This is a genomic window from Actinoplanes sp. NPDC051411, from assembly GCF_040682075.1.
In the GTDB taxonomy this organism is placed as follows: Bacteria; Actinomycetota; Actinomycetes; order Mycobacteriales; family Micromonosporaceae; genus Actinoplanes.
In genome coordinates this window covers 26,602-50,979 of sequence record NZ_JBFBAD010000021.1, presented here as the reverse complement: position 1 = coordinate 50,979, position 24,378 = coordinate 26,602, and the positions used below count along the sequence as shown (strand labels likewise).

General features: G+C 69.4%; 28 protein-coding genes. 11 read left to right on the top strand and 17 right to left on the bottom strand.

Annotated features, from left to right (window positions below):
* The first annotated feature begins 32 nt into the window (after nt 1-32).
* Nucleotides 33-437 (top strand): nuclear transport factor 2 family protein, encoded by a 405-nt coding sequence (locus AB0M88_RS14325; protein WP_364100714.1) that lies wholly within the window; start codon nt 33-35, stop codon nt 435-437.
* A 208-nt stretch (nt 438-645) separates the two neighbouring features.
* Here AB0M88_RS14325 and AB0M88_RS14320 read toward each other — a convergent pair whose 3' ends face one another.
* Nucleotides 646-1,983 (bottom strand): DUF2254 domain-containing protein, encoded by a 1,338-nt coding sequence (locus AB0M88_RS14320; protein ID WP_364100711.1) that lies wholly within the window; start codon nt 1,981-1,983, stop codon nt 646-648.
* 300 nt (nt 1,984-2,283) lie between these two features.
* Between AB0M88_RS14320 and AB0M88_RS14315 the strand changes: the two genes are divergently transcribed.
* On the top strand, nt 2,284-3,582 hold the full coding sequence (locus tag AB0M88_RS14315) for an ArsB/NhaD family transporter (protein ID WP_364100708.1): 1,299 nt from the start codon (nt 2,284-2,286) through the stop codon (nt 3,580-3,582).
* A gap of 6 nt (nt 3,583-3,588) precedes the next feature.
* Here AB0M88_RS14315 and AB0M88_RS14310 read toward each other — a convergent pair whose 3' ends face one another.
* The 4 genes from AB0M88_RS14310 to AB0M88_RS14295 form a co-directional block, all read right to left on the bottom strand.
* Nucleotides 3,589-4,035 carry a CBS domain-containing protein gene (locus AB0M88_RS14310; RefSeq protein WP_364100705.1) on the bottom strand — a complete coding sequence of 149 codons (447 nt, stop codon included), beginning with the start codon at nt 4,033-4,035 and terminating at the stop codon, nt 3,589-3,591.
* A 100-nt stretch (nt 4,036-4,135) separates the two neighbouring features.
* Entirely contained in the window at nt 4,136-5,365 is a 1,230-nt protein-coding gene (nhaA, locus tag AB0M88_RS14305) for a Na+/H+ antiporter NhaA (RefSeq protein ID WP_364100823.1), read from the bottom strand.
* A 135-nt stretch (nt 5,366-5,500) separates the two neighbouring features.
* Nucleotides 5,501-5,998 carry a MarR family transcriptional regulator gene (locus tag AB0M88_RS14300; protein ID WP_364100702.1) on the bottom strand — a complete coding sequence of 166 codons (498 nt, stop codon included), beginning with the start codon at nt 5,996-5,998 and terminating at the stop codon, nt 5,501-5,503.
* 58 nt (nt 5,999-6,056) lie between these two features.
* Nucleotides 6,057-6,800, bottom strand: a complete 744-nt coding sequence (locus tag AB0M88_RS14295) for a DUF4142 domain-containing protein (protein ID WP_364100699.1) — start codon at nt 6,798-6,800, stop codon at nt 6,057-6,059.
* Nucleotides 6,801-6,994: 194 nt separating this feature from the next.
* Here AB0M88_RS14295 and AB0M88_RS14290 point away from each other — a divergent pair, with 194 nt between their 5' ends.
* A complete protein-coding gene (locus tag AB0M88_RS14290; protein WP_364100696.1) occupies nt 6,995-7,744 on the top strand; it encodes a DUF4142 domain-containing protein in 750 nt (249 codons plus the stop codon).
* Nucleotides 7,745-7,917: 173 nt separating this feature from the next.
* Here the strand turns inward: AB0M88_RS14290 and AB0M88_RS14285 are convergent, their stop codons facing one another.
* The gene (locus AB0M88_RS14285) at nt 7,918-8,859 is read right to left on the bottom strand and encodes a calcium/sodium antiporter (protein ID WP_364100693.1); all 942 of its coding nucleotides are present in this window, start codon (nt 8,857-8,859) and stop codon (nt 7,918-7,920) included.
* A 61-nt stretch (nt 8,860-8,920) separates the two neighbouring features.
* Between AB0M88_RS14285 and AB0M88_RS14280 the strand changes: the two genes are divergently transcribed.
* Nucleotides 8,921-9,187: a hypothetical protein gene (locus AB0M88_RS14280; protein ID WP_364100690.1), complete on the top strand. Its 267-nt coding sequence runs from the start codon at nt 8,921-8,923 to the stop codon at nt 9,185-9,187.
* Here AB0M88_RS14280 and AB0M88_RS14275 read toward each other — a convergent pair.
* Nucleotides 9,141-9,917 carry an alpha/beta fold hydrolase gene (locus AB0M88_RS14275; protein ID WP_364100687.1) on the bottom strand — a complete coding sequence of 259 codons (777 nt, stop codon included), beginning with the start codon at nt 9,915-9,917 and terminating at the stop codon, nt 9,141-9,143. The two genes, AB0M88_RS14280 and AB0M88_RS14275, sit on opposite strands and share 47 nt — an antisense overlap.
* Nucleotides 9,918-10,042: 125 nt before the next feature.
* Here AB0M88_RS14275 and AB0M88_RS14270 point away from each other — a divergent pair, with 125 nt between their 5' ends.
* Nucleotides 10,043-10,237, top strand: coding sequence for a hypothetical protein (locus tag AB0M88_RS14270; RefSeq protein ID WP_364100684.1), 195 nt, complete (start codon nt 10,043-10,045; stop codon nt 10,235-10,237).
* 145 nt (nt 10,238-10,382) lie between these two features.
* Here AB0M88_RS14270 and AB0M88_RS14265 read toward each other — a convergent pair whose 3' ends face one another.
* Together AB0M88_RS14265 and AB0M88_RS14260 are read right to left on the bottom strand one after the other, a co-directional pair.
* Entirely contained in the window at nt 10,383-10,706 is a 324-nt protein-coding gene (locus tag AB0M88_RS14265; protein ID WP_364100821.1) for an SDR family oxidoreductase, read from the bottom strand.
* A 45-nt stretch (nt 10,707-10,751) separates the two neighbouring features.
* Nucleotides 10,752-11,051, bottom strand: a complete 300-nt coding sequence (locus AB0M88_RS14260) for an SDR family NAD(P)-dependent oxidoreductase (protein ID WP_364100681.1) — start codon at nt 11,049-11,051, stop codon at nt 10,752-10,754.
* Nucleotides 11,052-11,161: 110 nt separating this feature from the next.
* Here AB0M88_RS14260 and AB0M88_RS14255 point away from each other — a divergent pair, with 110 nt between their 5' ends.
* A complete protein-coding gene (locus AB0M88_RS14255) occupies nt 11,162-12,052 on the top strand; it encodes a LysR family transcriptional regulator (RefSeq protein WP_364100678.1) in 891 nt (296 codons plus the stop codon).
* A 77-nt stretch (nt 12,053-12,129) separates the two neighbouring features.
* On the opposite strand, the gene AB0M88_RS14250 is transcribed toward AB0M88_RS14255, so the two are convergent.
* Nucleotides 12,130-13,053: an SDR family oxidoreductase gene (locus AB0M88_RS14250; RefSeq protein ID WP_364100675.1), complete on the bottom strand. Its 924-nt coding sequence runs from the start codon at nt 13,051-13,053 to the stop codon at nt 12,130-12,132.
* A 234-nt stretch (nt 13,054-13,287) separates the two neighbouring features.
* On the opposite strand from AB0M88_RS14250, the gene AB0M88_RS14245 reads away from it, so the two are divergent.
* Together AB0M88_RS14245 and AB0M88_RS14240 are read left to right on the top strand one after the other, a co-directional pair.
* A complete protein-coding gene (locus tag AB0M88_RS14245) occupies nt 13,288-14,289 on the top strand; it encodes an aldo/keto reductase (RefSeq protein ID WP_364100673.1) in 1,002 nt (333 codons plus the stop codon).
* A gap of 80 nt (nt 14,290-14,369) precedes the next feature.
* On the top strand, nt 14,370-15,212 hold the full coding sequence (locus AB0M88_RS14240) for a helix-turn-helix transcriptional regulator (RefSeq protein ID WP_364100670.1): 843 nt from the start codon (nt 14,370-14,372) through the stop codon (nt 15,210-15,212).
* Between the two features lie 37 nt (nt 15,213-15,249).
* Here the strand turns inward: AB0M88_RS14240 and AB0M88_RS14235 are convergent, their stop codons facing one another.
* On the bottom strand, nt 15,250-15,771 hold the full coding sequence (locus AB0M88_RS14235; protein WP_364100667.1) for a DUF1360 domain-containing protein: 522 nt from the start codon (nt 15,769-15,771) through the stop codon (nt 15,250-15,252).
* Between the two features lie 285 nt (nt 15,772-16,056).
* On the opposite strand from AB0M88_RS14235, the gene AB0M88_RS14230 reads away from it, so the two are divergent.
* Nucleotides 16,057-16,779, top strand: coding sequence for a GAF and ANTAR domain-containing protein (locus AB0M88_RS14230; RefSeq protein ID WP_364100665.1), 723 nt, complete (start codon nt 16,057-16,059; stop codon nt 16,777-16,779).
* A 102-nt stretch (nt 16,780-16,881) separates the two neighbouring features.
* Here AB0M88_RS14230 and AB0M88_RS14225 read toward each other — a convergent pair whose 3' ends face one another.
* Together AB0M88_RS14225 and AB0M88_RS14220 are read right to left on the bottom strand one after the other, a co-directional pair.
* Nucleotides 16,882-17,994: a glutamate--cysteine ligase gene (locus AB0M88_RS14225; RefSeq protein WP_364100662.1), complete on the bottom strand. Its 1,113-nt coding sequence runs from the start codon at nt 17,992-17,994 to the stop codon at nt 16,882-16,884.
* Nucleotides 17,995-17,998: 4 nt separating this feature from the next.
* Complete coding sequence (locus tag AB0M88_RS14220) at nt 17,999-18,976, bottom strand: class I SAM-dependent methyltransferase (protein ID WP_364100659.1); 978 nt, start codon at nt 18,974-18,976, stop codon at nt 17,999-18,001.
* A 193-nt stretch (nt 18,977-19,169) separates the two neighbouring features.
* Here AB0M88_RS14220 and AB0M88_RS14215 point away from each other — a divergent pair, with 193 nt between their 5' ends.
* Nucleotides 19,170-19,508: an STAS domain-containing protein gene (locus AB0M88_RS14215; RefSeq protein WP_364100656.1), complete on the top strand. Its 339-nt coding sequence runs from the start codon at nt 19,170-19,172 to the stop codon at nt 19,506-19,508.
* A 220-nt stretch (nt 19,509-19,728) separates the two neighbouring features.
* Here the strand turns inward: AB0M88_RS14215 and AB0M88_RS14210 are convergent, their stop codons facing one another.
* Nucleotides 19,729-20,628, bottom strand: coding sequence for an SDR family oxidoreductase (locus AB0M88_RS14210; RefSeq protein ID WP_364100653.1), 900 nt, complete (start codon nt 20,626-20,628; stop codon nt 19,729-19,731).
* A 190-nt stretch (nt 20,629-20,818) separates the two neighbouring features.
* Here AB0M88_RS14210 and AB0M88_RS14205 point away from each other — a divergent pair, with 190 nt between their 5' ends.
* Nucleotides 20,819-21,337 (top strand): hypothetical protein, encoded by a 519-nt coding sequence (locus AB0M88_RS14205; protein WP_364100650.1) that lies wholly within the window; start codon nt 20,819-20,821, stop codon nt 21,335-21,337.
* Nucleotides 21,338-21,602: 265 nt separating this feature from the next.
* Here AB0M88_RS14205 and AB0M88_RS14200 read toward each other — a convergent pair whose 3' ends face one another.
* From AB0M88_RS14200 to AB0M88_RS14190, 3 genes are all read right to left on the bottom strand, one after another.
* Nucleotides 21,603-22,217: a dihydrofolate reductase family protein gene (locus AB0M88_RS14200; protein ID WP_364100647.1), complete on the bottom strand. Its 615-nt coding sequence runs from the start codon at nt 22,215-22,217 to the stop codon at nt 21,603-21,605.
* Between the two features lie 125 nt (nt 22,218-22,342).
* Complete coding sequence (locus tag AB0M88_RS14195; protein ID WP_364100644.1) at nt 22,343-23,278, bottom strand: hypothetical protein; 936 nt, start codon at nt 23,276-23,278, stop codon at nt 22,343-22,345.
* 424 nt (nt 23,279-23,702) lie between these two features.
* Nucleotides 23,703-24,266, bottom strand: a complete 564-nt coding sequence (locus AB0M88_RS14190; RefSeq protein ID WP_364100641.1) for a DinB family protein — start codon at nt 24,264-24,266, stop codon at nt 23,703-23,705.
* Nucleotides 24,267-24,378 lie beyond the last annotated feature (112 nt).

Here is a 24,378-nt window from a genome sequence, read left to right as displayed (position 1 = left end):
ATGAGTGTAAGAGATATTGAGGAGGCCTCGCCATGGCCCAGCCACTCTTCCGACCACCCGGCGACGACCTGGCCGGATACCTGACCCGCTATCCACAGGAGGTCTCGTTCGGCGACGAGGAACCCGCGGCCGTGTTCAGGCGCTATCACACCGACGACTTCGTTCTGCGCAACGACGGCATCGACCTCGACCGGGACCGGCTCCTGGCTCATGTCCGCTCCGGCCGCCGCAACGTCGAAGAGATCAACGTCGAGGTCCACCAGACGCTCACCTCCGGAAGCCGGGTCGCCGGGCGGTACACGCTGACCGCCGTGATGCGCCGCGGTCAGGTCATCGCGACGGAGATCTACATGTTCGGCGAAGTGACCGCGGACGGACGGCTCCATCGGGTGGAGCAACTGTCACGAGACGTCTCCGCGAAACAGCCCGCCCACTGATCGGCGGGATTCTGTAAACGGCGCGGCCGCCGTTGAAATAGGTTTAGCAGTGCACCTAAACATGACGACCAACGGGGCGCGAACACCCCGACCTCGGGTACGCCAGGGCCGCGCGCCTCCCGAGCGAAGCGGTAGCGCGGAATCGGTGGCCCACGTCGTGCCGGCGCCCGTACGGGCATCCATCTCACTTACCGCCCCGTGCCGCCCATCATTCCTGCTGGCGGTCGGCGGCCGCGGTGAGCGGTTCGAGTTCGGAGTCCGGCAGTCCGGCCCGCTTGGCGTCGTCGAGGACCGCGGCCAACTGCCGGTCGATCTCCTCGACCGCCGCGCCGCGATGCAGACCCTCGTCGTCGGCGACGTCGTGCAGCATCCGCAGCACCCGGACCAGGGTGAGCGCGACCTGCGGGTGCGCGCCGGCGTAGAGGCGGATCTGGCCGTACCCGTGCCGGATGTATTCCGCATGGTCGAGGTCCCACGGTGTCAGCAGCACCCGGCCGGCGTCGTCGCGCTGGGCCTGCCCGGGCAGATCGGCCCGCAGCAGCGGCCGCAGGATCGAGGTCACCCGCAGAATGACCTCGATCGCGGTCGTCGGATCGTTGACCGCCGGCGAGAGAGCGCGCAGCCCGATGTCATTGAGCTGGCGCAACGCGAAATCGATGTCCTGTTGCATGGTGCGGGTCGCACCGACGATCACCGCCTCGCCGATCGCCCGCGCGGCGCGGCGGGCGGTGCCGGCGTCGGGTTGCGGCCAGATCCTCGCCAACGGCTCGTCGCGGATCAGGTACGCGCCCACCCGGGTCTCCAGGCGCACCACGCTGCCCGGTTGCACGGCGGCCAGGACCGCGCTGTGGCTGACCTGTTGCACCCATCCGTCGGCGTGCGCGCGCACCAGCAAGGCGGCGCCGGTCAGGTCCGGCGGGTCGATCGGATCGCCGACCCGGCGGCCCATCCGGGAGCCGTACGGAAGGTCCTGGACCAGTTCGTCCGCCTCGCCCTGAATGCGTTCCATGATGCGGCCGACGTACTGCTGACGGGTGATCCGGTTGAGGAACACGACAATCGCCAGGATCGACGCCAGCGCGAGCACTATCGCGCCGGTCATCGTCAGGGTGGGGGCGTCATCGGCCTTGGTGTCGATCTGGCTCAGAGCCAGCACGCAATAGGCGAACGCCGCGAGCAGCAGCCCGATCAGGACCTGGCCCATCCGGTCACGCCAGAACGTTCGCAGTACGCGGGGCGAGAACTGGCCGCTGGCCAACTGCAGCGACACCACCAGCAGCGAGAACACCACCCCGGCCGTGGTGATGGTCGCCCCGGCGACCGTCGAGAGCAGCGTCACCGCGGCATCCGGCGCCATCGTGAACGGCGCGAGCCAGCCGATCCGGGAGTGCTTGTCGATCTCCCGGGCGGCCGCCTCGGCCAGCACTGCTCCGACCAGCAACACGAGCGGAAGGAAGAGCAGGCTCTCCCGGAGCCGGTCACTGAACGCGCGCTGCCGTAGCCGCCGGACATGCGGCGCGACACTCTCCGGGCTGCGATCAGCCATGCGGTCGTTCCTGTTCAGATCTTCTCATCGCCCCTGACCCACCTCGCACCGACCGGGACGATCAGTATGCGGCCACGTCCGCTGCGCCGCCCGGAGAGAGATCCGGTGTGCGGGCGCGTTCCGCGGTGACCCCACCGGGCCGGGAGCGAGAGAGTCGTCGCAGCTCACGGCGCGAGCCGAGGATCGCCGTTTCGACGAACCGAAGCTCGGGTCAGCGGCGGATGTGCTGCTAAGTTGATCGAAGGTGTGCCGGGAAGTCTGGTCGGCGATCGATGACGGCTGCCTATCCCCGGGAGATCTGTGAGCGCGCTGGCCTGGATCGCCGTGGTCATCTTCGTCGTGGCGTACGTGTTGATCGCCACCGAGAAAATCAACCGGGTGGCCGTCGCGCTCGGCGGGGCGGCCCTGATGCTCGCCCTGGGCGCCACCGACGCGCGGCACGCGTTCTTCTCCGAGGACGCCGGCATCGACTGGAACGTCATCTTCCTGCTGATGGGAATGATGTTGATCGTCGGCGTCCTCAAGCGCACGGGCCTGTTCGAGTACGTGGCGATCTGGTCGGCCAAGAAGGCCCGCGGCCGCCCGTTCCCGATCATGGTGTTGTTCATCGTGGTGACCGGGCTGGTGTCCGCGGCGCTCGACAACGTGACCACCGTGCTGCTGGTCGCCCCGGTGACGCTGCTGGTGTGCGACCGCCTCGCCGTACCCCCGGTTCCGTTCCTGATCGCCGAGGTCCTCGCCTCGAACATCGGCGGGACCGCGACCCTGGTCGGAGATCCACCGAACATCATCATCGCCAGCCGCTCCGGTCTGACCTTCAACGCCTTCCTCAGCGTCCTGGCCCCGTTCGTGCTGCTGGTCCTGGTCGTACTGGTGCTGCTGAGCCGGATCATGTTCCGCCGGGCCTTCCGCTACGACGCCGAACGGGTCGAACGAATCATGGCCCTGCGAGAGGCCGACGCGATCCGCGACCGACGGCTGGTGGTGATCAGCCTGGCCGTGCTCGCCGCGGTGCTGGCGGCGTTCGGACTGCACACCGTGATCGGTCTCGAGCCGTCCGTGGTCGCCCTGCTCGGCGGGCTGCTGCTGCTCGCCCTGTCCCGCCTGGACGCGGGCGAGGTGGCCAAGGAGGTCGAGTGGCCGACCCTGATCTTCTTCGCCGGCCTCTTCGTGATGGTCGGCGCGCTGGTCGCCACCGGCGTGATCGACACCCTGGCCCGGCAGGCCACCAGCGCCGTCGAGGGCAAACTGTGGCCGGCCACCCTACTGCTGCTGTGGGCGTCGGCCGCCCTGTCGGCGATCGTCGACAACATCCCGTACGTGGCCACGATGAGCCCGATCGTCGCCGACCTGGTCAACGCCGCCGGTGGCACCGACCGTGGACAGATGCTGTGGTGGGCTCTCGCCATCGGCGCCGACCTCGGCGGCAACGCCACCGCGGTCGGCGCGTCCGCGAACGTCGTCGTGCTCGGCATCGCCGACCGCGCCGGGCACCGGATCTCGTTCTGGGGCTTCACCAGATACGGCCTGATCGTCACCGCGATCTCCGTCGCGCTGGCCGTCCCGTACCTGTGGCTGCGGTTCTTCGCCTTCTCCTGAACCGACTCAGGTGTGCAGCAAGTGGTCGAGCAGCCCGTCCAGGGTGATCGCCCCGGTCATGACCTTGTCCTTGTCGACCACGGCGACCAGCGGAACATTCGAGCGGGCCATCACCGAGGCGACCTCCAGCAGGGTCGCGTCCGCGCTGACCGCGGGCAGGTCCGGCCGGCTCTTGGGCAGCAGGTCAGCGACCGTACGCTCACCGATGCCGTCGAGGATCACATCGGCGGCCGCCTCGTCGACGACCCGCGCCAGCGCCGGATCCTCCTGGCAGTACAACGGCAACGCCATCCGCAACACCTGCGTGCCGGCCAGCACCGTCAACGGACGACCGCGCCCATCGACCACCACCAGACCCGGCAGGTCCTGCGCGGCGAGAACCTTGGCGGCTTCACGGGCCGGCAGGTCCTCGGTCACGGTACTCATCGGGATCGACACGTCACGGGCGCGCATAGGCCGACGATACGCCGGGCGGCCGGCACCCCGGCGTCACCATGTTTTCGCTGATCCGTGGCCGCTCGTCCACGTCATCGGCCGGCGGACGAGTCCCGCATCAGGCCTCCGGTCCGTTCTGGTAGACGTCGGGAATGCTGTCCCCGTCGAGGTCGGCCTGCTCGGCGTCGTACAGCCGCCGATAGGTGCGGTTACGGGCACGCAGGAGGACGCTCGCGAGCACGGCCGCGGTCAGAGATCCCAGCAGGACCGCGACCTTGACGTGGTCGTCGCGGTCGCCACCGGCGCCGAAGGCCAGCTCACCGATCAGCAGCGACACGGTGAAACCGACCCCCGCCAGCACCGCCAGCCCGGCCACGTCTATCCAGGCCAATCCCCCGGCCAGCGACGCCCGGGTGAACCGTGCGGTCAGCCAGGTCGCCGCGAAGATCCCCACCGGTTTCCCGGCCACCAGGCCGGCCATGACGCCGATCGCGATCGGATCCGAAAGCGCCGACGACAGCCCGGACAGGCCGCCGACGGTGACGCCGGCTGACATCAGCGCGAAGACCGGAACCGCGAGCCCGGAGGACAAGGGCCGGAACCGGTGCTCGAAATGCTCGGCCAGACCCGGCCCCTCGCTGTTGTCGCGGCGCAGCACCGGCACCGCGAAACCGAGCAACACCCCGGCGACGGTCGCGTGCACCCCGGAAGCGTGGATCAGCGCCCACGTCGCGACCGCCAACGGCAGCAGGATCCACCACGACCGGATCCGTCGCTGCACCAGCCAGGTGAACGCCCCGAGCGGAAGCAGTGCGGCCGCCAGGGGCAGCACCGACAGGTGAGCGGTGTAGAACACCGCGATGATCAGGATGGCGAGCAGGTCGTCGACCACCGCCAACGTCAGCAGAAAGGTACGCAACGCGGCCGGCAGACAGCGGCCGACCACCGCCAGCACGGCCAGCGCGAAGGCGATGTCGGTCGCCGTCGGAATCGCCCAACCGCGGGTGGCCCCGCCCGCGTTGACCAGCGTGTAGACGACGGCGGGAACAATCACCCCACCGACGGCGGCGGCGACCGGCACCGCCGCCCGCCGCGGATCCCGTAGATCCCCGGCGATGAACTCCCTCTTCAGCTCCAACCCGGCGACGAAGAAGAAGATCGCCAACAGGCCGTCGGCCGACCACGCCGCCAGGGACAGGTCGAGATGCAGGGCAGACGGGCCGAACCGAAATCCGATCAGGGCTTCGTACCGGCCCGCCCAGGCGGAGTTCGCCCAGATCAGCGCGACGACGGTCGCCGACAGCAGCAGCGCCCCGCCGATCGTCTCCTTGCGCAGCACATCGGCGATCCGACGGGCTTCCGCCCACGATCCGAGGCCGAGAAGGCGAGGAGGCGACTTGGTTGACTGGCTCACGGTGTGCTCCGAACTTCGGGGTCGGGTCGGACATCGCCGACCAGGCTTCCCGGCACACCGATGACTACCCTACCCGGCCTCGGCCTCCTGCCACTGCTGCCACCACTGCGTGTCCGGGACCTCGCCGACCGCCTCGACCAGGGCGTTGAGGACCGAGGCGAACGCCAGCGGACGGGTGAGCGACAACTCCGCGATCACCTCGCCCAGCGCCTCCTGACGACGCCGCATCACCTCGCCGACCAGCTCGCGGCCGCCGGCCGTGAGCGTGATCCAGGCGGCCCGGCGATCCTCTGGGCGTTCCTCCCGCGCCACCAGACCCTTGCGAACCAGACGGTTGCACATCCGCACCGCCGTCGAGGACGTGACGGTCAATTCCTGGGCCAGGTCGACGACGCGCTGCGGCCCACGCGAGACCAGCACCACCAGGGTCCGGAACTGGGGCAGCGTCACGTCCTCGTCCAGGCCGCTGAGCGAACGGGCCGTCTGGGCCACGAAAGCGCGGCTGAGTGCCAGCAACGCGCCGACCACTTCGGCCTCGCCCGGCGACAATGTCGTCTGTGATGTCACGGGCCAACTCTGACACGACGGGCGATCCGGGGTCGGCCGGGCGTCTACCGCACCGATTTCATCGGCCCATGGTGCGCGGGTCCGCGGTCGAGCGCCGGCTGAGCTGGATCCGCACGGCGGCGACCGCCGCGACAGCGGCCGCTCCGATGGCCAGCAGCCAGAGGATAGCCGGGGAGATCGGCGGTGAGATGCCCGCGTCGGCTCCGGCCATCCCCATCGCGGACAGGTCCTGAGCCGGTGGAATCGCCGCCGGCGCCAGCTTCTGGTACTGCACCAGGCCGGTGCTCTCCAGCATCTGCATGTAGCCCAGGACGGCGACGTTGGCCTGGTCGGCCAGTTGCCGGATCACCGTGCTGCGGGTGGAGGAACGGACCTCGCCGATGATCGGGTAGAGGAACCCGTACGCGTCGCGCAGGGAGCCGACGAACAACTGGTTGAACTGGTCGCCCTCGGCCGTCTGCAACTGGTTGAGTATTCCCTGCTGCTGCGCGGTCGGCGTGGCCGGGAGGGTCGCGCCGAGCTTCTCGGCCGCGTCCATGGTCCGTTGATCGAGTTGAGCATGCTGATCGGCGATCTTCTGACCGGCCTGCTGGACCTTCGGCGTCGTGCCCTTCTGGGCGGCCATCTGACCGGCCGGGATCTCCCACAACCCGGCCTGGTGCAGGCCGACGAGCAGCGTCATGTCAGCCGCGTTCAACTGACCCGGCCCGTCCGCGGCGGCCTGGGCAGACGCCGGCGACACGATCAGGGCGGTGATCGCAGCGACGGCGACCGCGGCCGTGCGGCGAATGAGCGATGACATCGAACCTCCACGTGGGCGGGACCCTCGGCAGGTAGTACGGCCGTCCCCGCAAAAAGGTTCGACTGTGCATCCAAATCTTCGGCATCCTGACTCGTCGTTCCCGCGGTCGGCAACTATGTAGGTGTACCTGTGAACCTTCCCGCGGTCGTGGCCGTATCAAGTGGCGGCAGTTGACCGACCACGTGGAGGAACTGATGTCACCGTTGATGCGCCGCACGGCCGCGCTGGCCGTCGCCGCGATCACCGCCCTGATCGTGTTGCCCGCGCGTGCCGATGCCGACCCGGCGTCGACCCAGCTGAACGTGGCCGACATGACCCTGCTCAACGGCGTACGGCAGGCCGGCCTGTGGGAGATCCCGGCCGGGCAGATGGCCGCCCAGAAGGGCACGACGGCGAAGATCCGGCAGATCGGCCAGATGATCGCGACGCAGCATGTGCAGCTGGATCAGTTGACCGTCGACGCCGCGAACAAACTGGGTGTGACGCTACCGGCCACGCCGACCACCCAGCAGCAGGGTTTCCTCACCCAACTGCAGGCAGCCAAGGGCGTCCAGTTCAACCAGCTGTTCGTCACCTTCCTGCGGGGCACCCACGGCTTCATCTTCCCGGTCATCTCCGCGGTACGGGCCTCCACCCACAACGAGGTCGTACGGACGCTCGCCGGTCAGGCCAGCATCTTCGTCATGCATCACATGGAGATGCTGGAGAGCACCGGACTGGTGCAGTACGCCAAATTGCCGCCGGCCGCGATGTCGCCGGAACAGGAGCTGGCCGCACTGGGAACCGCACAGGTCGACAGCGCCACCGCGCCCTCGATCTCGCCGGCGCTGCTGTGGCTGCTGGCCGCCGGCGTCACGGGCATCGCGGGGATCGCCACCGTACGGATCGTGCGCCGTCGGCGTCCAGCGATCGACCTCGCGGGCCGGGGCGCCGCGCGAAGTTGACATACAGGTTGCCATCGGCGCTGCGCGGCTCGAACGGAGAAAGGTGAACGGCATGCGGCAATAGTCGTCGGGAACGGGCTCGGCGAGCGCGACTGCCTGGACCAACCATGACATCGCAGACGCCCCGGTCACCGGCCGAGGACGAGGTGATCGGTGCGCTGCTCGCGGCCGCCCTACAGTAACGCCGGTAGGGTGACCACGTAGATCGACAGAAGAAGAATCGCCTCCGGCCGGGTCAGGCGCCGCCCGCGAAACAGCAGCGCCCAGGCCACCACGGCGACCAGCACCATCAGACCCAGAATCGGCAGGCCCACCGCGGCATCCCTGACTCCGCCGGCCAGGCCCACGATGGCGCCGCCGAACAGCGCGTTGAACAGATTGCTGCCCAACAGATTGCCCACCAGCAGGTCGCTCTCTCCTCGCCGCTGGGCTTGAATCGCGGTGACAAGCTCCGGCACGGACGTGCCCACCGCCACGAGGGTGAATCCGACGACCACCTGTGGCGCACCCAACCTCTCCGCCAGCGAAGCGGCGTTGACCACGAGCAGCTCCGCCCCCGCCAGGGTGCCCGCAAGGCCGAGGAAGGTACGCACGATATCTCGCCCGAAACGAGGCCGGGTGCCCTCCCCCAGAAATTCGTCCACCTCGGCCGGCATCGGCGGACCCGACTCCCGGCGCGCCTGCCGGACCAGCCAGATCAGCGCGGCCACGCCGGCCACGCCAAGGACAACGCCCGCAAGCAGATCGAGCCCACACCACACGGCGAGCCCGAACAACACCACGGCCGCCACCGAAAGTGGCGCCTCCCGGCGCACCACCGACGCGCGTACGACGACCGGAGCCAGCAGGCCGGCAAGCCCCAGAACAAGCGTCACATTGACCACATTGGAGCCGACCAGGTTGCCGACGGCGAGGGCCCCGTCGCCGCGGGCCGCGGCCAACCCCGACACCAGGAACTCGGGCGCGCTCGTACCCAACCCGATGATCACCACACCGACCACCACCGGCGACAGCCGCAGCCGGCGAGCCACCCGGCCCGCGCCAACCACGAGGTGATCGGCCGCCATTGTCAGCACGACCAGACCCAGCGCGGCCAGCAGAACAAGGCCAGCCATGCCCCTCCCGACCCAAGCGATCACATCCGGCTACATCGACCGGCCGATTCAGCCTAGGCGGGTGTCGCAAGGCGGCACTCAGCCGGGAAGTTCTGCGACGGCGTGCATCTGGGGTCTGGACCGGCTGTCCGGCCCGCCGGAGCGCGACGTCGAGGACGGCGGCTGGTCGCTGCCGCTGGACCCGGCCGTCGCCCCGCCGGCCGAGGGGCTGCCGCGGGCCGACCCCGTACCGGCGAACCTCGAGATGTTGGGTCAGCCGCAGGCGGCGAACCCGTCGTTCGTCACGGTGCCGGAGTTCGCCACGATCGATCGGCGTCTGCGCGCCTGATGTGGTCGTCGATCGCGGCCGCGCTGCGCCGGGGTGACGTGGTGAGAACGTTGTGCGCGGCCTGCGAGATGGTGACGGCGGTGCCGCCACTCAGCGCCGCCACCTCGGCCCGCCAGGGCAGCGGGGCGATCGGGTCGAGCGCGCCGCCGAGGACGAGCGGGGCCACCGGCAGGCGCACCAGGTCGTCCTCGATCGCGTTGGCCAGCGAGTGGTTCACGGTGGCCGCGACCCGCCACGGCCGCGCGGTGGCGACCCCCTCGGCCAACAGCGCGGTCTGCCACGGCTGCTCGACCAGCACGTCGGCGGCGAACCGGGACACCAGGCGCGGCCAGGTGCGGGCGGCCGGGTCGGTGGTCGGGCCGGCCAGCACCAGGGCCGCAACCACGTCGGGGCGCAGGACGGCGAGCCGGGCCGCGACCTCGGCCCCGAACGAGTGGCCGACCAGGCATATCCGGTCGAGCCCGCAGCGGTCCAGCCACTCGGACAGGGCCCGGGCGTGCCGGTCCACGTCGTACGCCCGGGCCGGTTTGCCGCTGCGCCCGAAGCCCGGCAGGTCGGGGACCACGACCGGACGCCGGGCGGCGAGGACCCGCGCGGTGGGCGTGAGGTAGTGGTGGGTGACGGCCAGCCCGTGCAGGAGGACGGCGGGCAGGCCGGGCGACGCGGTGTTGAGGCGCGCGTGGATGCGTACGCCGTCGACGCCGGTCCGGATGGTGCGGAAGCCGTCCATGGGGTTGTCCGATACCCGAGCGGGCCCGGCGTAATCCAGCGGGCCTCGCCGGCCGAGACGGCGGGCCCCCGATACCGTTTCGCGGTTCCACGTTTGAGGAATCGGCTAGGGGGAAGCCGCCGGTCATGCCAACTTCACGATCCGACTCGACCGCACCGGAGTCCGGGCTGGAACCGCTGGGCGATCCCGACGAGGAGGCCGGCGACTTCGCCGGCGAGCACGACCAGTTCGTCGTGGAGGGCAACGACGAGCCAGACGATGGCGAGACCGAGAGTCCGGACCGCTACAGCGGCGGACTCGACCGCGAAGGACCGCCGTAGTCCGTTATTCGGCTGCCGGGGCGGCCGGAACCCTCACTGGGTAAATTGGTGCCATGCGGTGCCGGGCACGAGGTGCGCGTTCGCTCGCCCGAATGTGTATTCCGATATAGCCGCTGTTTTGCTCAGACGTCGTGGAGGTATCCCGTCACCGGAGGCCGCCGTCGACGGCCAGCGTGCGACCGGTGACGTAAGAGGCGTCCGCCGAGACCAGGAACGCGACCGCCGCCGCGATCTCGGCCGGCTGGGCGCTCCGGCCGAGCGCGATGAGCCGCTTCAGCTCGTTCGCGACTTCGGCCGCTTCCCGCCCGGGGAAGTAATTCTGCCGCGTGGCGGCCGCCATTTCGGTCGCGGTGCCACCCGGAGCGACCGCGTTGATGGTGATACCTCGCGGGCCCAACTCCGGCGCGAGGTTGAGCACCATGGCCTCGATCGCGCCTTGGCCGACGCGTACAACGTATGGTGCAGGAATGACCGGTGAGCGCTCACCGAGGAGGTCAGCACGATCCGTCCACCGTCACCCATGTGCCGGCTCGATACCGGCGTTGCTGACCAGGATGTCCAATCCGCCGAGCCGCTCGACGGTTTCATCGACCATCGAGCGGACGTCCTCCGGCACTGACACGTCGCCGCGTACGGTGATGGCGCGACCGCCGTTCGCGGCGATGTCCGCCGCGATTTTGCCGGCGGCGTCGGCCCGCATTCGATAGTTGATTGCGACTGCCGCCCCGTCCGCGGCGAGCCGCTGTACGATCGCCGCGCCGATGCCGCGGGAACCACCGGTGATCAGTGCTGCCTTGCCTTTGAGATCGCTCATTCGGTTCCTGTCGCCGTCGATCGTTCCGGTTGACCGGTCCACCCAACCCCGGTGTAATGCAGATCGGAAACGAAAAGTGGAGCTAACGGTTATCGCGAAAGGAGATGAGCGTGGAGTTGCGGCAGCTGGAGGTGTTCGTCGCGGTCGCGGAGGAGATGAGCATCACCAATGCCGCCAAGCGGCTCAACGTAGTGCAGTCCGCGATCTCGGCGACTTTGCGCAAACTCGAGCGGCAGCTGGGTGTCGAACTGGTGGCGCGCACCACCCATAAGGTGGAGCTGACCGATGCGGGGCGGTTGTTCCTACCCGAGGCGCGGCGCACGCTGGCCGCCGCCGCGGAGGCGCGCCACGTGCTCGAACAGCTGCGCGGAGGCTTGCGCGGCACTGTGCGGCTGGGCGTCATGTTGTACGACGGCGTCCTCGCCGCCAGCCCGCCCCGGCTGATCTCCCACCTCGCCGCCCACCACCCGGGCCTGGAAATCGTCGTCCGAACCGGGACGAGCGCCGAACACGCCGAGGCGCTGCGACGCGGCCGATTGGACCTGGCCTACGTCGCACTGCCGCCCGACGACGCCACCGGGCTCGTGCTACACCCACTGCTCACCGCGACGATGGGCCTGGTCGTGCCCCCGGGCCACCGGCTCGCCGGCCGTACGCAGGTCGACTTGACCGAGCTTGCCGACGAGCCGTTCGTGGAGGCGGCGGCCGCGTGGGGCACTCGCGTCGCCAATGACCGGGCGTTCGTCCGCGCCGGGGCAACCCGCACCATCCGCTACGAGATCGGCGACAACCGCGGGCTGCTCGACTTCGTACGTCACGGCCTCGGCATCGCGATCGTCCCGCCGCTGTTCGTCGACCCTGATCTGGTGTTCGTGCCGATCGCCCGCCATGCCCCCCAGCTCGTGGTATCGCTGGCCACCGCCGACCGCGACGTCAGCATGCCGGCCCGCGAGCTGCTGCGAGCCGGCCGCCGGCTCGCCGGCGACTTCGCCGGCCGGTGACCCCGATCTGCTGCCTCGGTCCCGGAAGGGTCATGCAACAACGCGCGACGCGGGGACGCTTGGACCGCCTCGCGGTCCTAGCCGCGTTCGCCTGCCGGCGAGTGGGTGATGCTCGGCTGGTTGCCCGCGATCGTGACGTGCAGGAGCCGGCGTAGGCCCAGTCGGCCGATGAATTCCTCTTGGGCGCGGTACATCACCTCGTTGACGTGTTCGATACCAGCTTCTGTGAAATCGACTATGCTTCGCAGCGGTTTCGTGCCGGCGGGCAGGGCCAGGATTCGGGTTATCTCCTCGGCCACGGCCTGCGGGTGAGCATCCACGTCTGGGGTGAAGAGGTTCGAGGTGGCCTGTTCGTAGCCGGCGACCAGCGGATCGAGCATGGAGTAGGCCTGGCCGCGGTTGTGGTCGGCGGCGTGGCTGGCGTTGGGGAAGTGCTCGGTGCCCTGGGTGAACGGACCGGGTTGCACGATCGTGGTCTCGATGCCCAGCGGGTTCAGTTCGTATGCGGTCACCTGGGCGAGAGCATCCGCGGCGGTCTTGGATGCGACGTAGGGTCCCATGAACGGTGGTAGCAGCGCGGAGGTGGTGCTGCCGACGTAGACCAGGGTTCCCGAGCGGCGCTCGCGCATGTGCGGGAGCGCGGCGCGGTTGACGCGCTGGATGCCGATGACGTTGATGTCGAACAGCCGTTGGACGTCTTCGGGTGTGAAGGCCTCGACGTAGCCGATGTAGAGGTGCCCGGCGTTGTGCACGACGGTGTCGAGCCGGCCGGCCTGCTCGAGGACAGTCGCGACGGCTGCCTCGGTTGATGCCTCGGACTGGACGTCCAGTTCGACCACCCGCAGGTCGAGCCCATCGCGCCGGCCGAGAGCCAGCAGTTCCCCGGCATGCCCGGCATTGCGGGAGCCGATGCCGCGCATGCTAGCATAAACGGTGTGTCCCGCCGCTGCGAGCGCCCGAGCGGTCAGGTTTCCGATGCCGGTCGCGGCGCCGGTGATCAATACAACTGATGGCATGAGAATTGCTGCTCCTTTAGTGACGAGCGAATGATCGCCTGTCATTAATGGCGACGACCTATCAGCGACGCTACCGGCCTCCGCGCTCCTTATGGTGGCCCTGTCAGGGCGAGGATAGGCAGGACGACGCTAATAGCTCTAACCTGCGGCAGACTGTGTTCTGGCAGCCGGATTTCGATACGGCGACAACGGTCAGATGACACAAAGACAGGAACAGCGATGACAGTACGAAAGCACGCGATCGGAAATCAGGGTCTGTCCGCGTCGGTCGAGGGACTCGGCACGATGGGAATGACCGCGATGTACGGCACACCCGACGACGCGGAATCCGTCGCGACCGTGCACCGCGCTCTGGAACTGGGCGTGACGTTGTTCGACACCGCCGACATGTACGGCCCGTTCACCGGCGAGGAACTTCTCGGCCGCGCCCTGCATGATCGCCGCGACCAAGCGGTCATCGCAACGAAGTTCGGCGGTCTGACACTCGACGACGACGGCAAGGTCATCGGAGGGCCGAACGGCCGCCCGGACTATGTACGCAGGGCAGTCGAGGGGTCGCTGCGCCGCCTGCGCACCGACCGCATCGACCTGTACTACCAGCACCGGGTCGACCCGACGGTGCCGGTCGAAGAGACCTTCGGTGCGCTCGGCCAGCTGGTGACCGAGGGCAAAGTGCGCTTCCTGGGCATCAGCGAGGCAGCAGCGGACACGATCCGCACCGCGCACGCCACGGCGCCGCTGTCAGCGGTACAGACCGAATACTCGCTGTTCACCCGCAACGTCGAGGCCAACGGGGTACTCGACACCGTCCGCGAGCTCGGCATCGGGTTCGTCGCTTACGCACCGCTGGGCCGAGGACTGCTGACCGGCAGCCTGCGTACCCTCGGCGAGTTGGCGGACAACGACTGGCGGCAGAGCTGGCCCCGCCTGGCCGGCGACAACCTGCAGCAGAACCTGCTCCTGGTGGATCGCCTCCGCGCTATCGCCGAACGGCAAGGCGTCACGGCCGGCCAGCTCGCCCTTGCCTGGGTCCTGAACCAAGGCGATCACATCACCGCGCTCGCCGGCACCAAACGCCGCAGCTACCTCATCGAGAACGTCGCCGCCACCCAGATCGAGCTGGACGCCGACCTCCTCGAGGAAATCAGCGCGGCCGTGCCAGCCGGCGCAGCCGCCGGGGAACGATACGTGCCGGCGACGATGGCCACGGTCCAGGAGTAACGCCGAAACCGTCAAGATCGTGGTGGCGCTGCCGGGTCGTTCTCGCACCGCGGCGCCACCACGGCGGAAGGAAACCCTCGATGTCGACCGAACTCGGCAACTTCCTACGCGGCCGGCGCCAGGCACTTCGGCCCGCCGACCTCGGATTCGCTCCAGGAACCCGCCGGCGCACGCCCGGCCTGAGACGCGCGGAGGTCGCACTGCTGGCCAACATGTCGGCCGATTACTACTCGCGGCTCGAGCAGTCCCGTGACGCCAACCCCTCCGAAGCTCTACTCGCCGGTCTGGCCCGCGCGCTGCGACTTTCCGTCGACGAGCGTGACCACCTTTATCGTCTCGCCGGACACCCGGCGCCGGCCGTCACCGGGTTCAGCGGCTACGTCGAACCCGCAATGATGTTCCTGCTCGACGCACTCACGACCGTGCCCGCGCACGTGATGGACGATCTCACCACCATCGTGGCCCAGAACGCCCTCAGCCGCGCCCTGCTCGGTTCCTGGACCGGCACCGACCCTCGACAGGCGAACGTAGCGTGGCGCTGGTTCACCGATCCCCAATCCCGGCTGCTCAACCTGCCCGAGGAACACGAGGCGATCAGCCGCGGCTACGTCGCAGACCTGCGCAACGCCGCCGCGCGGCGCGGCCACGACCGAACCGTCCAGCACCTCATCGCCGATCTGCATAACGCCAGTGCCGAGTTCACCCGGCTCTGGAACGACATGCAGGTCGCCCCGCTACGCAGCACCCGCAAAACTCTCACCCACCCGGAGGCCGGCCACCTCGACGTGCAGTGCGACATCGTCCTCAGCGGCACCCCGACCGGCCACCGGCTAGTCATCTTCCGACCTCAGCCCGGCACGGCCACCGCCGCCGGCTTCGACTTCCTCCGAGTCCTCGGGCAGCAGTCCTTCAACGCGCAATGACTGCCGCGGAAGCGTAACGGCAGGTGCGGGCCTGGGCTCAGCTTTCGCCGCTCTTCTTGGCCGCGTCGTACGCCAGCTGCAGGAAGTCGGACACTGCCGTGGCCGACAGCACGGTGGCGGCCAGCCTGGTCAGCCGTGGGGCCAGGACCAGACCGCCGGTGAGCCCCGTCGCCACCCAAACCGCCAGGCAGAACGGGCAAGTGACCAGTTCGCCGATGCCGTGCCGGACACTGCTGCCTTCGTCGCGTACCTCCTCGTTGAGTTCGGCCGCCCCGGCCGGGCCGGCGTACTGGACGAAGGGTGCCCGCAGTGGACTCGTGACCGCGTCCTTGGCGAGAAGCCGGCTGAGCTTGTGCGTGGCGACCGAGACGAGCGCCACGTCGGCGAGCGGCGGCCGGTCGGGGACCGGTCGTCCGGTGATGCGGGTGGCCGCGGCCAAGGTGGCCGTCAGGCCCCCGAGCGCGGCCATCGCGGTCAGGTAGCCGTCGAGCGGACGATGCTCGTGCGGGGCGTACCGGTTGGTGGTTCGGGTCAGCCGGTCGCGCAGGGCGTCGAACACCCGGTTCTCCTTCCGTCAGGTGGATGCAGCACCGAGCGTCTACCCCGGTTCGCGGCGGGCAATCCCGCCGGCTGGCAGTGTGATGCGCTCGGCCCAGCCCTGCCCCCGGGGCCCGCGGCCACGCACGCCGAACCACGCCGCTGGGCGGCGCGACCTCGCGCCGCGCGACAGAAATCGGCGATTGCCCCGCGTAGCCAACCCATTCAGGGGTACGCGGTGCGCACGCCGAGGTCGTCCTCGACCGCGCCACCCCATCATGCGAAGTAGGACATGGGGAATGCCTTCATGACGGACAGCGACTTTCTCGACCCGCTCGACGCCTTCGGGCAGCTGGCGCGGATCAAGTTCAACGAGACCGACGTCGACGGCGTGCTGCACCAGATCGCCACTCTGGCCAAACGCACCGTTCCGGGCGCGACCGAGGTGTCGGTCACCCTCGTACGCGAAAAGGGCCCGCACACCGCCGCCTTCACCGGTGAGATGGCCGTCGAACTCGACGAAACCCAGTATCAGCGCGGCCATGGGCCGTGCCTGGATGCCGCCGAATCCGGCGAGACCCTTCTGCTGGCCGACATGCGACGCGAGATCCGCTGGCCGGAGCTGGCCCGGCGAGCGCTCGAGATCGGATGCCACAGCTCACTGTCGATCGGGCTGCCGGTGCACGAGCAGACCACCGGCGGCCTCAACATCTACGGCGGCCGGGCACACGCCTTCGACGACGACGCCATCGGCCTGGCCCAGGCGTTCAGCGGCTATGCCGCCGTCGCACTCGCCAACGCCCACCTGTACGACACCACGGCCGCGCTGGCGATGCAGATGCAGCGGGCGATGGAGACCCGGGCGGTGATCGAACAGGCCAAGGGCATCATCATGGCCGACCGGCGGTGCGGCGCGGACGAGGCATTCCACCTGCTCACGAAGCTCTCGCAGGACACCAACCGCAAACTGCGCGACATCGCCGCCATTTTGGTGGCTCAGGCCGCCGAGCGACGGCCGGGCAAGCGGTGACCAGCCTGTACGTCTACGGCTGCGGCGCCTCGGACGCAAAGGGCAGGATCCGAGGTGACGGGCCCGATGCGCGACGTCCACGGCGGCACGCCGATGCGGAGGTCAACCGGCAACGGTGAGCCCGGCCAGATGATCCAGGACCGGGCCGGCCGCGCCGTGGACGCCGAGAAGCCGCCGCTGACGGGTTGCGCCGGTTCCGGCCCGGCGGATTCTGGCCAGCTGCGCCTCGACGATCTCGAGGTCACCGTGACGGTGCAACGCCGGGCGGACGAAGGCGAGCAGCTCCTCGACGATCTGCCAGGCCGGCCGCGCGCGCTCCGACCGCAGGTCCATCAGCGTTCCGTCCAGCCCGGTCCGGGCGGCGTTCCAGTGGGCCGCGCGTAGCAGATCGTCGGCCGCCGCCGGGGCGGGACGGCCGGCCGCGATGTCGTTGCTCACGGTCGCGACGAGAGCCCGGACCAGTCCGGCGATCAGCACCGTGTCGTCCGCCGTCGGGCATACGTCCCCGACGCGTACCTCGACCGTGGGGTAGGTGGCGGACGGCCGCGCGTACCAGAAGACCATGCTCTCGTCGAGCATCATGCCGGACGCCACCAGCGCGGCGACGGTCCGGTCGTAATCGCCGGCCGAGGCGAAATGCGGCGACGGCCCGAGGCTCGGCCAGCGCAGCAGCTGCACGGACCGCCAGCTGGCGAAACCGGAGTCGGCGCCGTCGTAGAGCGGAGAGTTGGCCGCGAGCGCCTGCACGACCGGGAGCCACCGCCGCAGGTGGTTGCACACCTCGATCGCCAAATCCCGTCCGGGTACGCCCACATGCACGTGACAACCGCAGACCGCCGGGTCGTACGCTATCGGCCCGTAGTGCCGGGTGATCGCGTGGAATCGAGGGTTCTCCATCGGCTCCCGGCACGGCTCGGACACGGGCGTGGCCCCGATCGCCACCAGCCGCGCGCCGACGCCGGCGGCCGTGGCGGCCGCCGCCCGCCTCAGGGTGAGCAGGTGCCGTCGCAGGCCCACCAGGTCGGTGCAGACCGGGGTGACCATCTCGATCATGCTGTGCCGGAACTCCTGGCGGCTCTGGCCGCGGACCGCCTCGGGAAGGTCGGCGAACACCTTGCCGGCCAGCGGCATATTCGCGCCGCTGTGCGGATCGAGCAGCAGGAACTCCTCCTCGACGCCGACGGTTGGGCCGGCGTCGGCTGCGTGGGCGCGCACGCGATCAGCCGGCGCGGGTGGCGGTCAGCACCACGACGGCCAGACGCTCCGCGTCCCGGTAGGCGTCCGTGTCGAGCTCCTCGCCGTAGACGTCCGGATCCACTTCCCGATAGGTCCAGGTCAAGTCGGTGCCCGTCAGCCGGGCGGCGGCCGCCGCCCGCAACGGATCGCGGCCGGCGACGATTCCGGTCCCGCTGAACAGCACCAGCGAGCCGCCCGGGGCCAGCCGATCCGCGGCGGCGGCAATGACCGCGAGGGACAGCTCGTTCCCCTCCGGCCCGCCGCCGTTCCGATAGGTCCGGCTCCCTGGATCAATCATGAAGGGCGGGTTCGAGATGATCAGGTCGAAGGCGCCGTCCACCCCGCTGAGCAGGTCGCTGTGCACCGCCCGTACGCGGTTGACGCCGGCCAGGGCGACGTTGATCTCGGCGTACCGCAGCGCGGTGTCGTTGATGTCGACGCCGAGCACTTCCGCCTCCGGCGCCCGTTTCGCGACGGCGATCGCCCCGGCGGCAGTGCCGCAGCCGATGTCCACAGCGCGGCCGACGGGCCGTGTCCGGGCCTGGACGTGCGCGACGGCGGCGTCGGCCATCCGGTACGTGTCCGGGCCGAAGAACACCGAGTCAGCGGCGTCGGTCGGAAAGGCGGAGTGGATGAAGAGTTCATCGTCGTAGGACGAGAACCGCACCCGGCTCCGGTACACCCCGCCGTCGCGTTCCAGGGCTCCCCCGGCGTCCAGCAGCTCCATCAGCCGATCCGGCAGCACGCCGGGCCGGAACGGCCGGCTCCAGCCGAAGACATCGCGCAGGTCGCGCGCCGAGGCATTCGCGGAGCGCCGGTTGACCCGCAGATGGGTCGCCGGCGTGACGGTGGTGAACCGGTAACCGAGCTCCTTGAGCGCCTCGCCGAGGCGAAGCAGCGCCGCGACGGCGCTCGCGCTCGGCGCGGTCGCGGCGGTCGCCGGCGTGTAGGTCGTGGTCATGGCCGGCCGCATTCCCGGCCTCGCGCCACTTATTCGTCGTCAGCGTCGTCGCGCCCGGGCTGCTGCTGAGCTGTGTCCGGGCATTGGCCGACGGCCACCTGATCGGGGAATGTTTGCTCCGCGCGTGGCTGGATATCCTCCTCTGCGAACCTTCAGCAGCGAGGGCGCACCGTCCCGATTGTGGAGGGTCCCCATGCCCTACAACTCTGCATCCGCAGCCGTCGTCACCGATACCGCGAATCCGGCTGAAGGCACGGTGCGCCTGGTACTGAGCGGAACGGTGGACGCCCAGCGCGTCCGTACGGTTCACTGCAGCATCATCGACGCCTTACGTCGCCATCGACCGGCCCGCATCGACATCGACCTCGCCGGCGCCACCCTCCTCGATGCCGCCGGGCTGCACGGATTGCGGCTCTGCCGGGCCGACGCCGCGCAGCTGGACTGCCGCCTGCTGATCGTTCGGGCGCCCGTGGCCATAATGCGTGTCCTGCAGTTCGCCGGCCTTGCGGAAAATCCCCCAGAGACAACTTAGTCCGCATCCGCCGCTGGCAGCGCAAGGCGCGCAGACGGCCTCATGCCCCGGCGATCTGACTCCCGGCGATCTGACTCCCGGCGAGTTCCCGACCGGTGCCGCGCCAAACGCGCGGGCCGCAGTCCTCGCCGCGGCGCTCGGCGGCGCGCTCGATCTGACATGAGTTGTCCCGCCGGCCCACCGCTGCGCGAGGCCGGGGCGCCGGCGGCGCCTCGCCGGTTCAGGACAGCGGCTGCCCGCCGGTCACGCCGAGCACCTCTCCGGTGACATAGCTGGACTCTTGGGAGGCGAAGAATACGTACGCGGGAGCCAGTTCGGCCGGCTGGCCGGCTCGGCCCAGCGGAGTGTCCTCGCCGAACGACTCGACCTTGTCGTCTCCCATGGTCGCCGGGATGAGCGGTGTCCAGATCGGACCGGGCGCCACCGCGTTGACCCGAATGCCCTTCTCGGCCAAGCCAGCGCCGAGAGCCTTGGTGAACGCGACGATGCCCGCCTTGGTGGTGGCGTAGTCGAGGAGCTCGGGCGACGACTGGTACGCCTGGATCGAAGCGGTGTTGATGATCGTGGAGCCCGGCCGCATGTGAGGGACTGCCGCCCTGCTCAGCCAGAACATGGCGTACAGGTTGGTCTTCATGACCCGGTCGAACTGCTCGGTGGTGATATCGCTGATGCCGCCCGGCTGAGCCATCTGGTAGGCCGCGTTGTTGACCAGGACGTCGATGCCGCCGAGTTCGCTGACCGCCCGCTCGACGATCGAGGCACAATGACTCTCGTCGCGAATGTCGCCCGGCACGGAGACCGCCTTGCGCCCGGCCTTCTCGACGAGTTGCGCGGTGGTGCGGGCGTCTTCTTCCTCCTCCGGCAGGTAGGCGATGAGTACGTCCGCCCCCTCACGGGCGAACGCGATCGCCACTGCCCGGCCGATGCCTGAGTCACCGCCGGTGACGACCGCCTTCTTGCCGGTCAGCCGCCCGCTGCCGCGGTAACTCTCCTCACCATGATCCGGCTGGTCGTCCATCTGTCCGGTGACGCCGGGGTGCGGGATCTGGTCGCTCTGCTGCTGCTCCGGCGACTGGAACTGGCTCTGCGGGTCCTGCCGGCCGTATTGGTCCTGGCTCACGAGTGTCCTTCGGGGTGTCATGGGGCGGGTCAACGAGGCGGTCGTCTACCCATGGAGCGGCCGCGTAAACGGTTCGGCATGGTTGTCACGTCCGTTTCCATCTGCGTGCATCTCCCGCCGACGGCGCGCGCATGGATGACGCGGGCGGGGGTACACGCCGCCCCTTTAGCGGGACGACGAGAGGTCCACCATGCAGACCGACACGGCGATCGACTCCTACGGGAAGATCGACTCCTACGGCAAGTCGGTGCTCGAACTGGCCAACACCGGTGCCGCGCTTCGCTACGCCGGAGATTTCCTGGTCGCGATCGCTCACGACCGGCCGACCGGCTACTACGAGACCGGCCCGGCGGGCCTCGGCTGGCGCGAGGCAGCGCCGTTTCACACCGTCCGGTTCGACGTGGCGGTGGCGGATGCCCACGACGGTCGCTTCGTACCCGGGCTCACGGCCCACCTTCGCGCGGAGAAGGACGGACGCACGCTCGCGGCCGGGCAGTGCGGCTTCCGCTGGCATCCGCGGCTGCACCGGTACGCCGTTGACCTGCGCCTGCCGCCGGACCACTACGACCTCATCGTCCACATCGCCGCACCGGACTTCCCACGCGACGGGCACGACGCGGGCCGCCGCTACTGCGACCCGGTCGTGCTGCGCTTCCCCCGTTTCGGGGTCTCCCGAACCAGCACGGTTCCGGGATCACCGCCCGGGTAAGCGACGCCTCCAGTCGACCGGCCCGGACGGGCGTGCCCTGGCCACCCACGCCGATCCGATCATCATCCGTACCGGCAGCCGGTTCATGGCGATGGCGGGAGCCCCACTGCCCGGAGCCGCCGCCACGTTTCTGCGGGCCGGCGCTGGCTCAGCAGACGATTCCTCGAGGCCCCAACGCGGCGTTCGGCATAGGGCATGTCGGCAATGCACGGCGTCAGGCCGGCAGCGGCCGGAACTTGAAGCTAACGATCTACACCTGGTGGGTCTAGTTTCCCTCGGGAACCTTGCCTCTGACCTCGTCGTAGCCGACCTTGGCCGGCGTCTCGGCCGGCGCGTAGATCACCCGGATCACGCCCGTCGGGAAGACCTCGGTCGCGGTCACCGTCAGGTGCAAGGGGGCGTCGCCGTCATCGAAGAGCCGGCGGCCCTTCCGCGCCGCCACCGGATGGACCAGCAGACGCAGCTCGTCGATCAGGCCGGCCGCCAGCAGCTGCTGCACCACCGAGATCGAGCCGGGAACGAGGATCCCCCTGATGCCCGCGTCGGCCTTCAGCGCAGCCACCGCCGGAGCGAGATCGCCGTCGAGCAGCTCCGAATTTCGCCAGGTGAACTCCAGCGGCTGCCGCGAAACCACAACTTTCCGTACGTCGCCCAGCTGTTTCGCGAAAGCCGCGTCGTCCCCGCCGGCGGCCTCCCGGCCCGGCCACGCGCCCGCGAAGCTGTCGTAGGTCACCCGGCCGATGAGCAGCACGTCCGAGGTGTCGTAGTCCTCACTCACCGCGCGGCCCATGTTGTCGTCGAAGTAGGGAAAATGCCAGTCGAGGTCGATCTCGGCAACCCCGTCGGCCGAGATGAACAGCGTGGAGATGACCTTGGCCATGATGCGGTTCCTTTCAACGTCGGGTCGTCCGGTGGGACAGACCGGCGCCGGGCCCGAAACTCATCGGTCAGGGCCGCGCACGCCCGGCGGCCAGATCCGGGTACCTGACTCGGATCGGCGTGCAGTCAGAAGTCGCCGTTGTTGTTGTCGCCGCCGATGTCGCCGCCATCGCCGCCGAAGTCGCCGTCCGCGCCTCCGCCGCCGTAGTCGTAGCCCTGCTCGGCACGGTCGTCTTGCTCGCGCTCTTGAAATTCACGCTCCTCGCGCTCGCGGTCCTGCTCCCGGGCGAGTTCGTAGCCGAGCAGACCGCCGCCCACCGCGCCCACACCGCCGGCAACCCAGGGGCTCACGCCGGGCCGGCCCACCTGGCCGTAGCCGGGCCCGTACCCGGGCCCGTACCCGGGCTGATAGCCAGGTTGATAGCCGGGTCCGTAGCCCTGGGGCGGCCCGTAACCCGGTGCGGCGAAGCCGTCGTTCATGGCGCCGAACCCGCCGATCGGGCCGGACGGCGGGCGCAGCCGACCGCGCCGCCGGGCCAGGATCGCGATCACCGCACCGGCCACGACCAGCAGGCAGATCACTCCGCCGATCGACACCCCGGTTGCGGAGTGCGACGTCGTGTGCCGGGATGCCGTGTTCTGCCGTGGTGCGACGGCCTGGATGCTGGCGCGCATCGAGTCGAGGGCCGCAAGGGTGGCCGCGGTGTAGTCCGGGCTGCTGTGATAAGTGTCGATGAAAGCCTGGGTGGCGGCGGCCGCGGCCTGCTGGGTGACGCGAGACCTGGCTCCCGTACGGATCGCGAGGTGGTGCGACTGGGTGTTGACGGCGATCACGACGACGGTGGGCCCCGTCACCTTCGACTGGGTCTCACGGTCGAAGGCAGCCTTGTCATCGGCGTCCTTGGTCGTGGTGTAGATCTCCACCGGGTCGGGCAGCGTCGCAGCCGCGTTCTGCACCCGCGTGACGTCCAGGACGTGCGAGTCGTCGTGAATGCTGACCGTAGCGGCCGCGGCGGGAGCGGCTGCCAGCAGCAGCGTGGCCAGCCCCGTGGCCGTCGACACCGCAGCGCCGATGAAACGGCCCGCTCGTAACCGGCTGTTGATCGCCATCGTGATCACTCGTCCTCACCGCCGCGTCGCCGATGTCTACCCGAGTGTGTATCACCAGCAAAAGGGCCGCTAAACGACCGCTCGCCAAGGGCCGCACCGGGTCTTGGTGTCCCGTGTCACCGAGTGGTCCCTGACGCGGTCGCTCTGACCTGCGACCAGGAATCTTGAGTGGCGAAGTGGCCGTGAACCGCGGGTGACGCCGTTCGGAGATGCGGAGAGCTTTCGCCAGTGGATCTTGCTGGACGGTGAGGATGCTGGCGAGTGCTGCTGCGGCGAGTTTGATGGTTAAAACTCGTGAGGCCTCTCGGCGGCAGCAGCCATGGAGCTCCACGGAGTCCACGTAGGTTTCCGAAGCTCGATCGCCGGTTACCGAAAATCATATTCGGTGCGGTGTGGCTCCGTCCTGCCAGCGGTAGAGGTCGCGCAGCAGGGAAATCTCGGCGCCGTGATGGATCAGCTCCCTGTTGACGTGCAGGACCCTGTTCTCCATGGGAAACCGCTCGGGACCCACCGTGGGCGGATTGTCCAGGTCAGCGTCCGAGAGCTCGCGGACCCCCGCGTTCCATCGCCCATACATCTCATCGAGCTGTTTCAGCGCCTCGTCAGCGGTCCCCGCGTAGGCGAATGTCTCAGCGTCGACTTCCTGGCCGCCGAAGTACCACCCGACCCGATAGCCCAGGCACGAGACGATGATGTGCGCCAGCCGCCAGGCAATCGTGGTCACCGGTGCCGGCACCGGGGCAGGGGACGCGAAGTCCACCGTCCATTCCCCCGAACCTGCCGACATCGGAGCGGCCGACGTGCCATGTGGGCGGATGCTCCAGCAGCCGCGCACCGGCTCCCAGAAGTACTCCTCGTCAGTAAGACCGTCCAGCCGCGGCCGCAGGTTCTCGCGCCAGTACCAGTCCAACTGCTCCGCGAGCCGCTCGCTTCTTGTCATTGGCGCACACTACAGACCCGTCGAGCAGAGTGTGACAGGACAACCTAGCCCCCGACCGAGCAAACCGTAGTGGCAACAAGCCGAGCTTGAGCAAGATTCAGTGGCAAAGAGG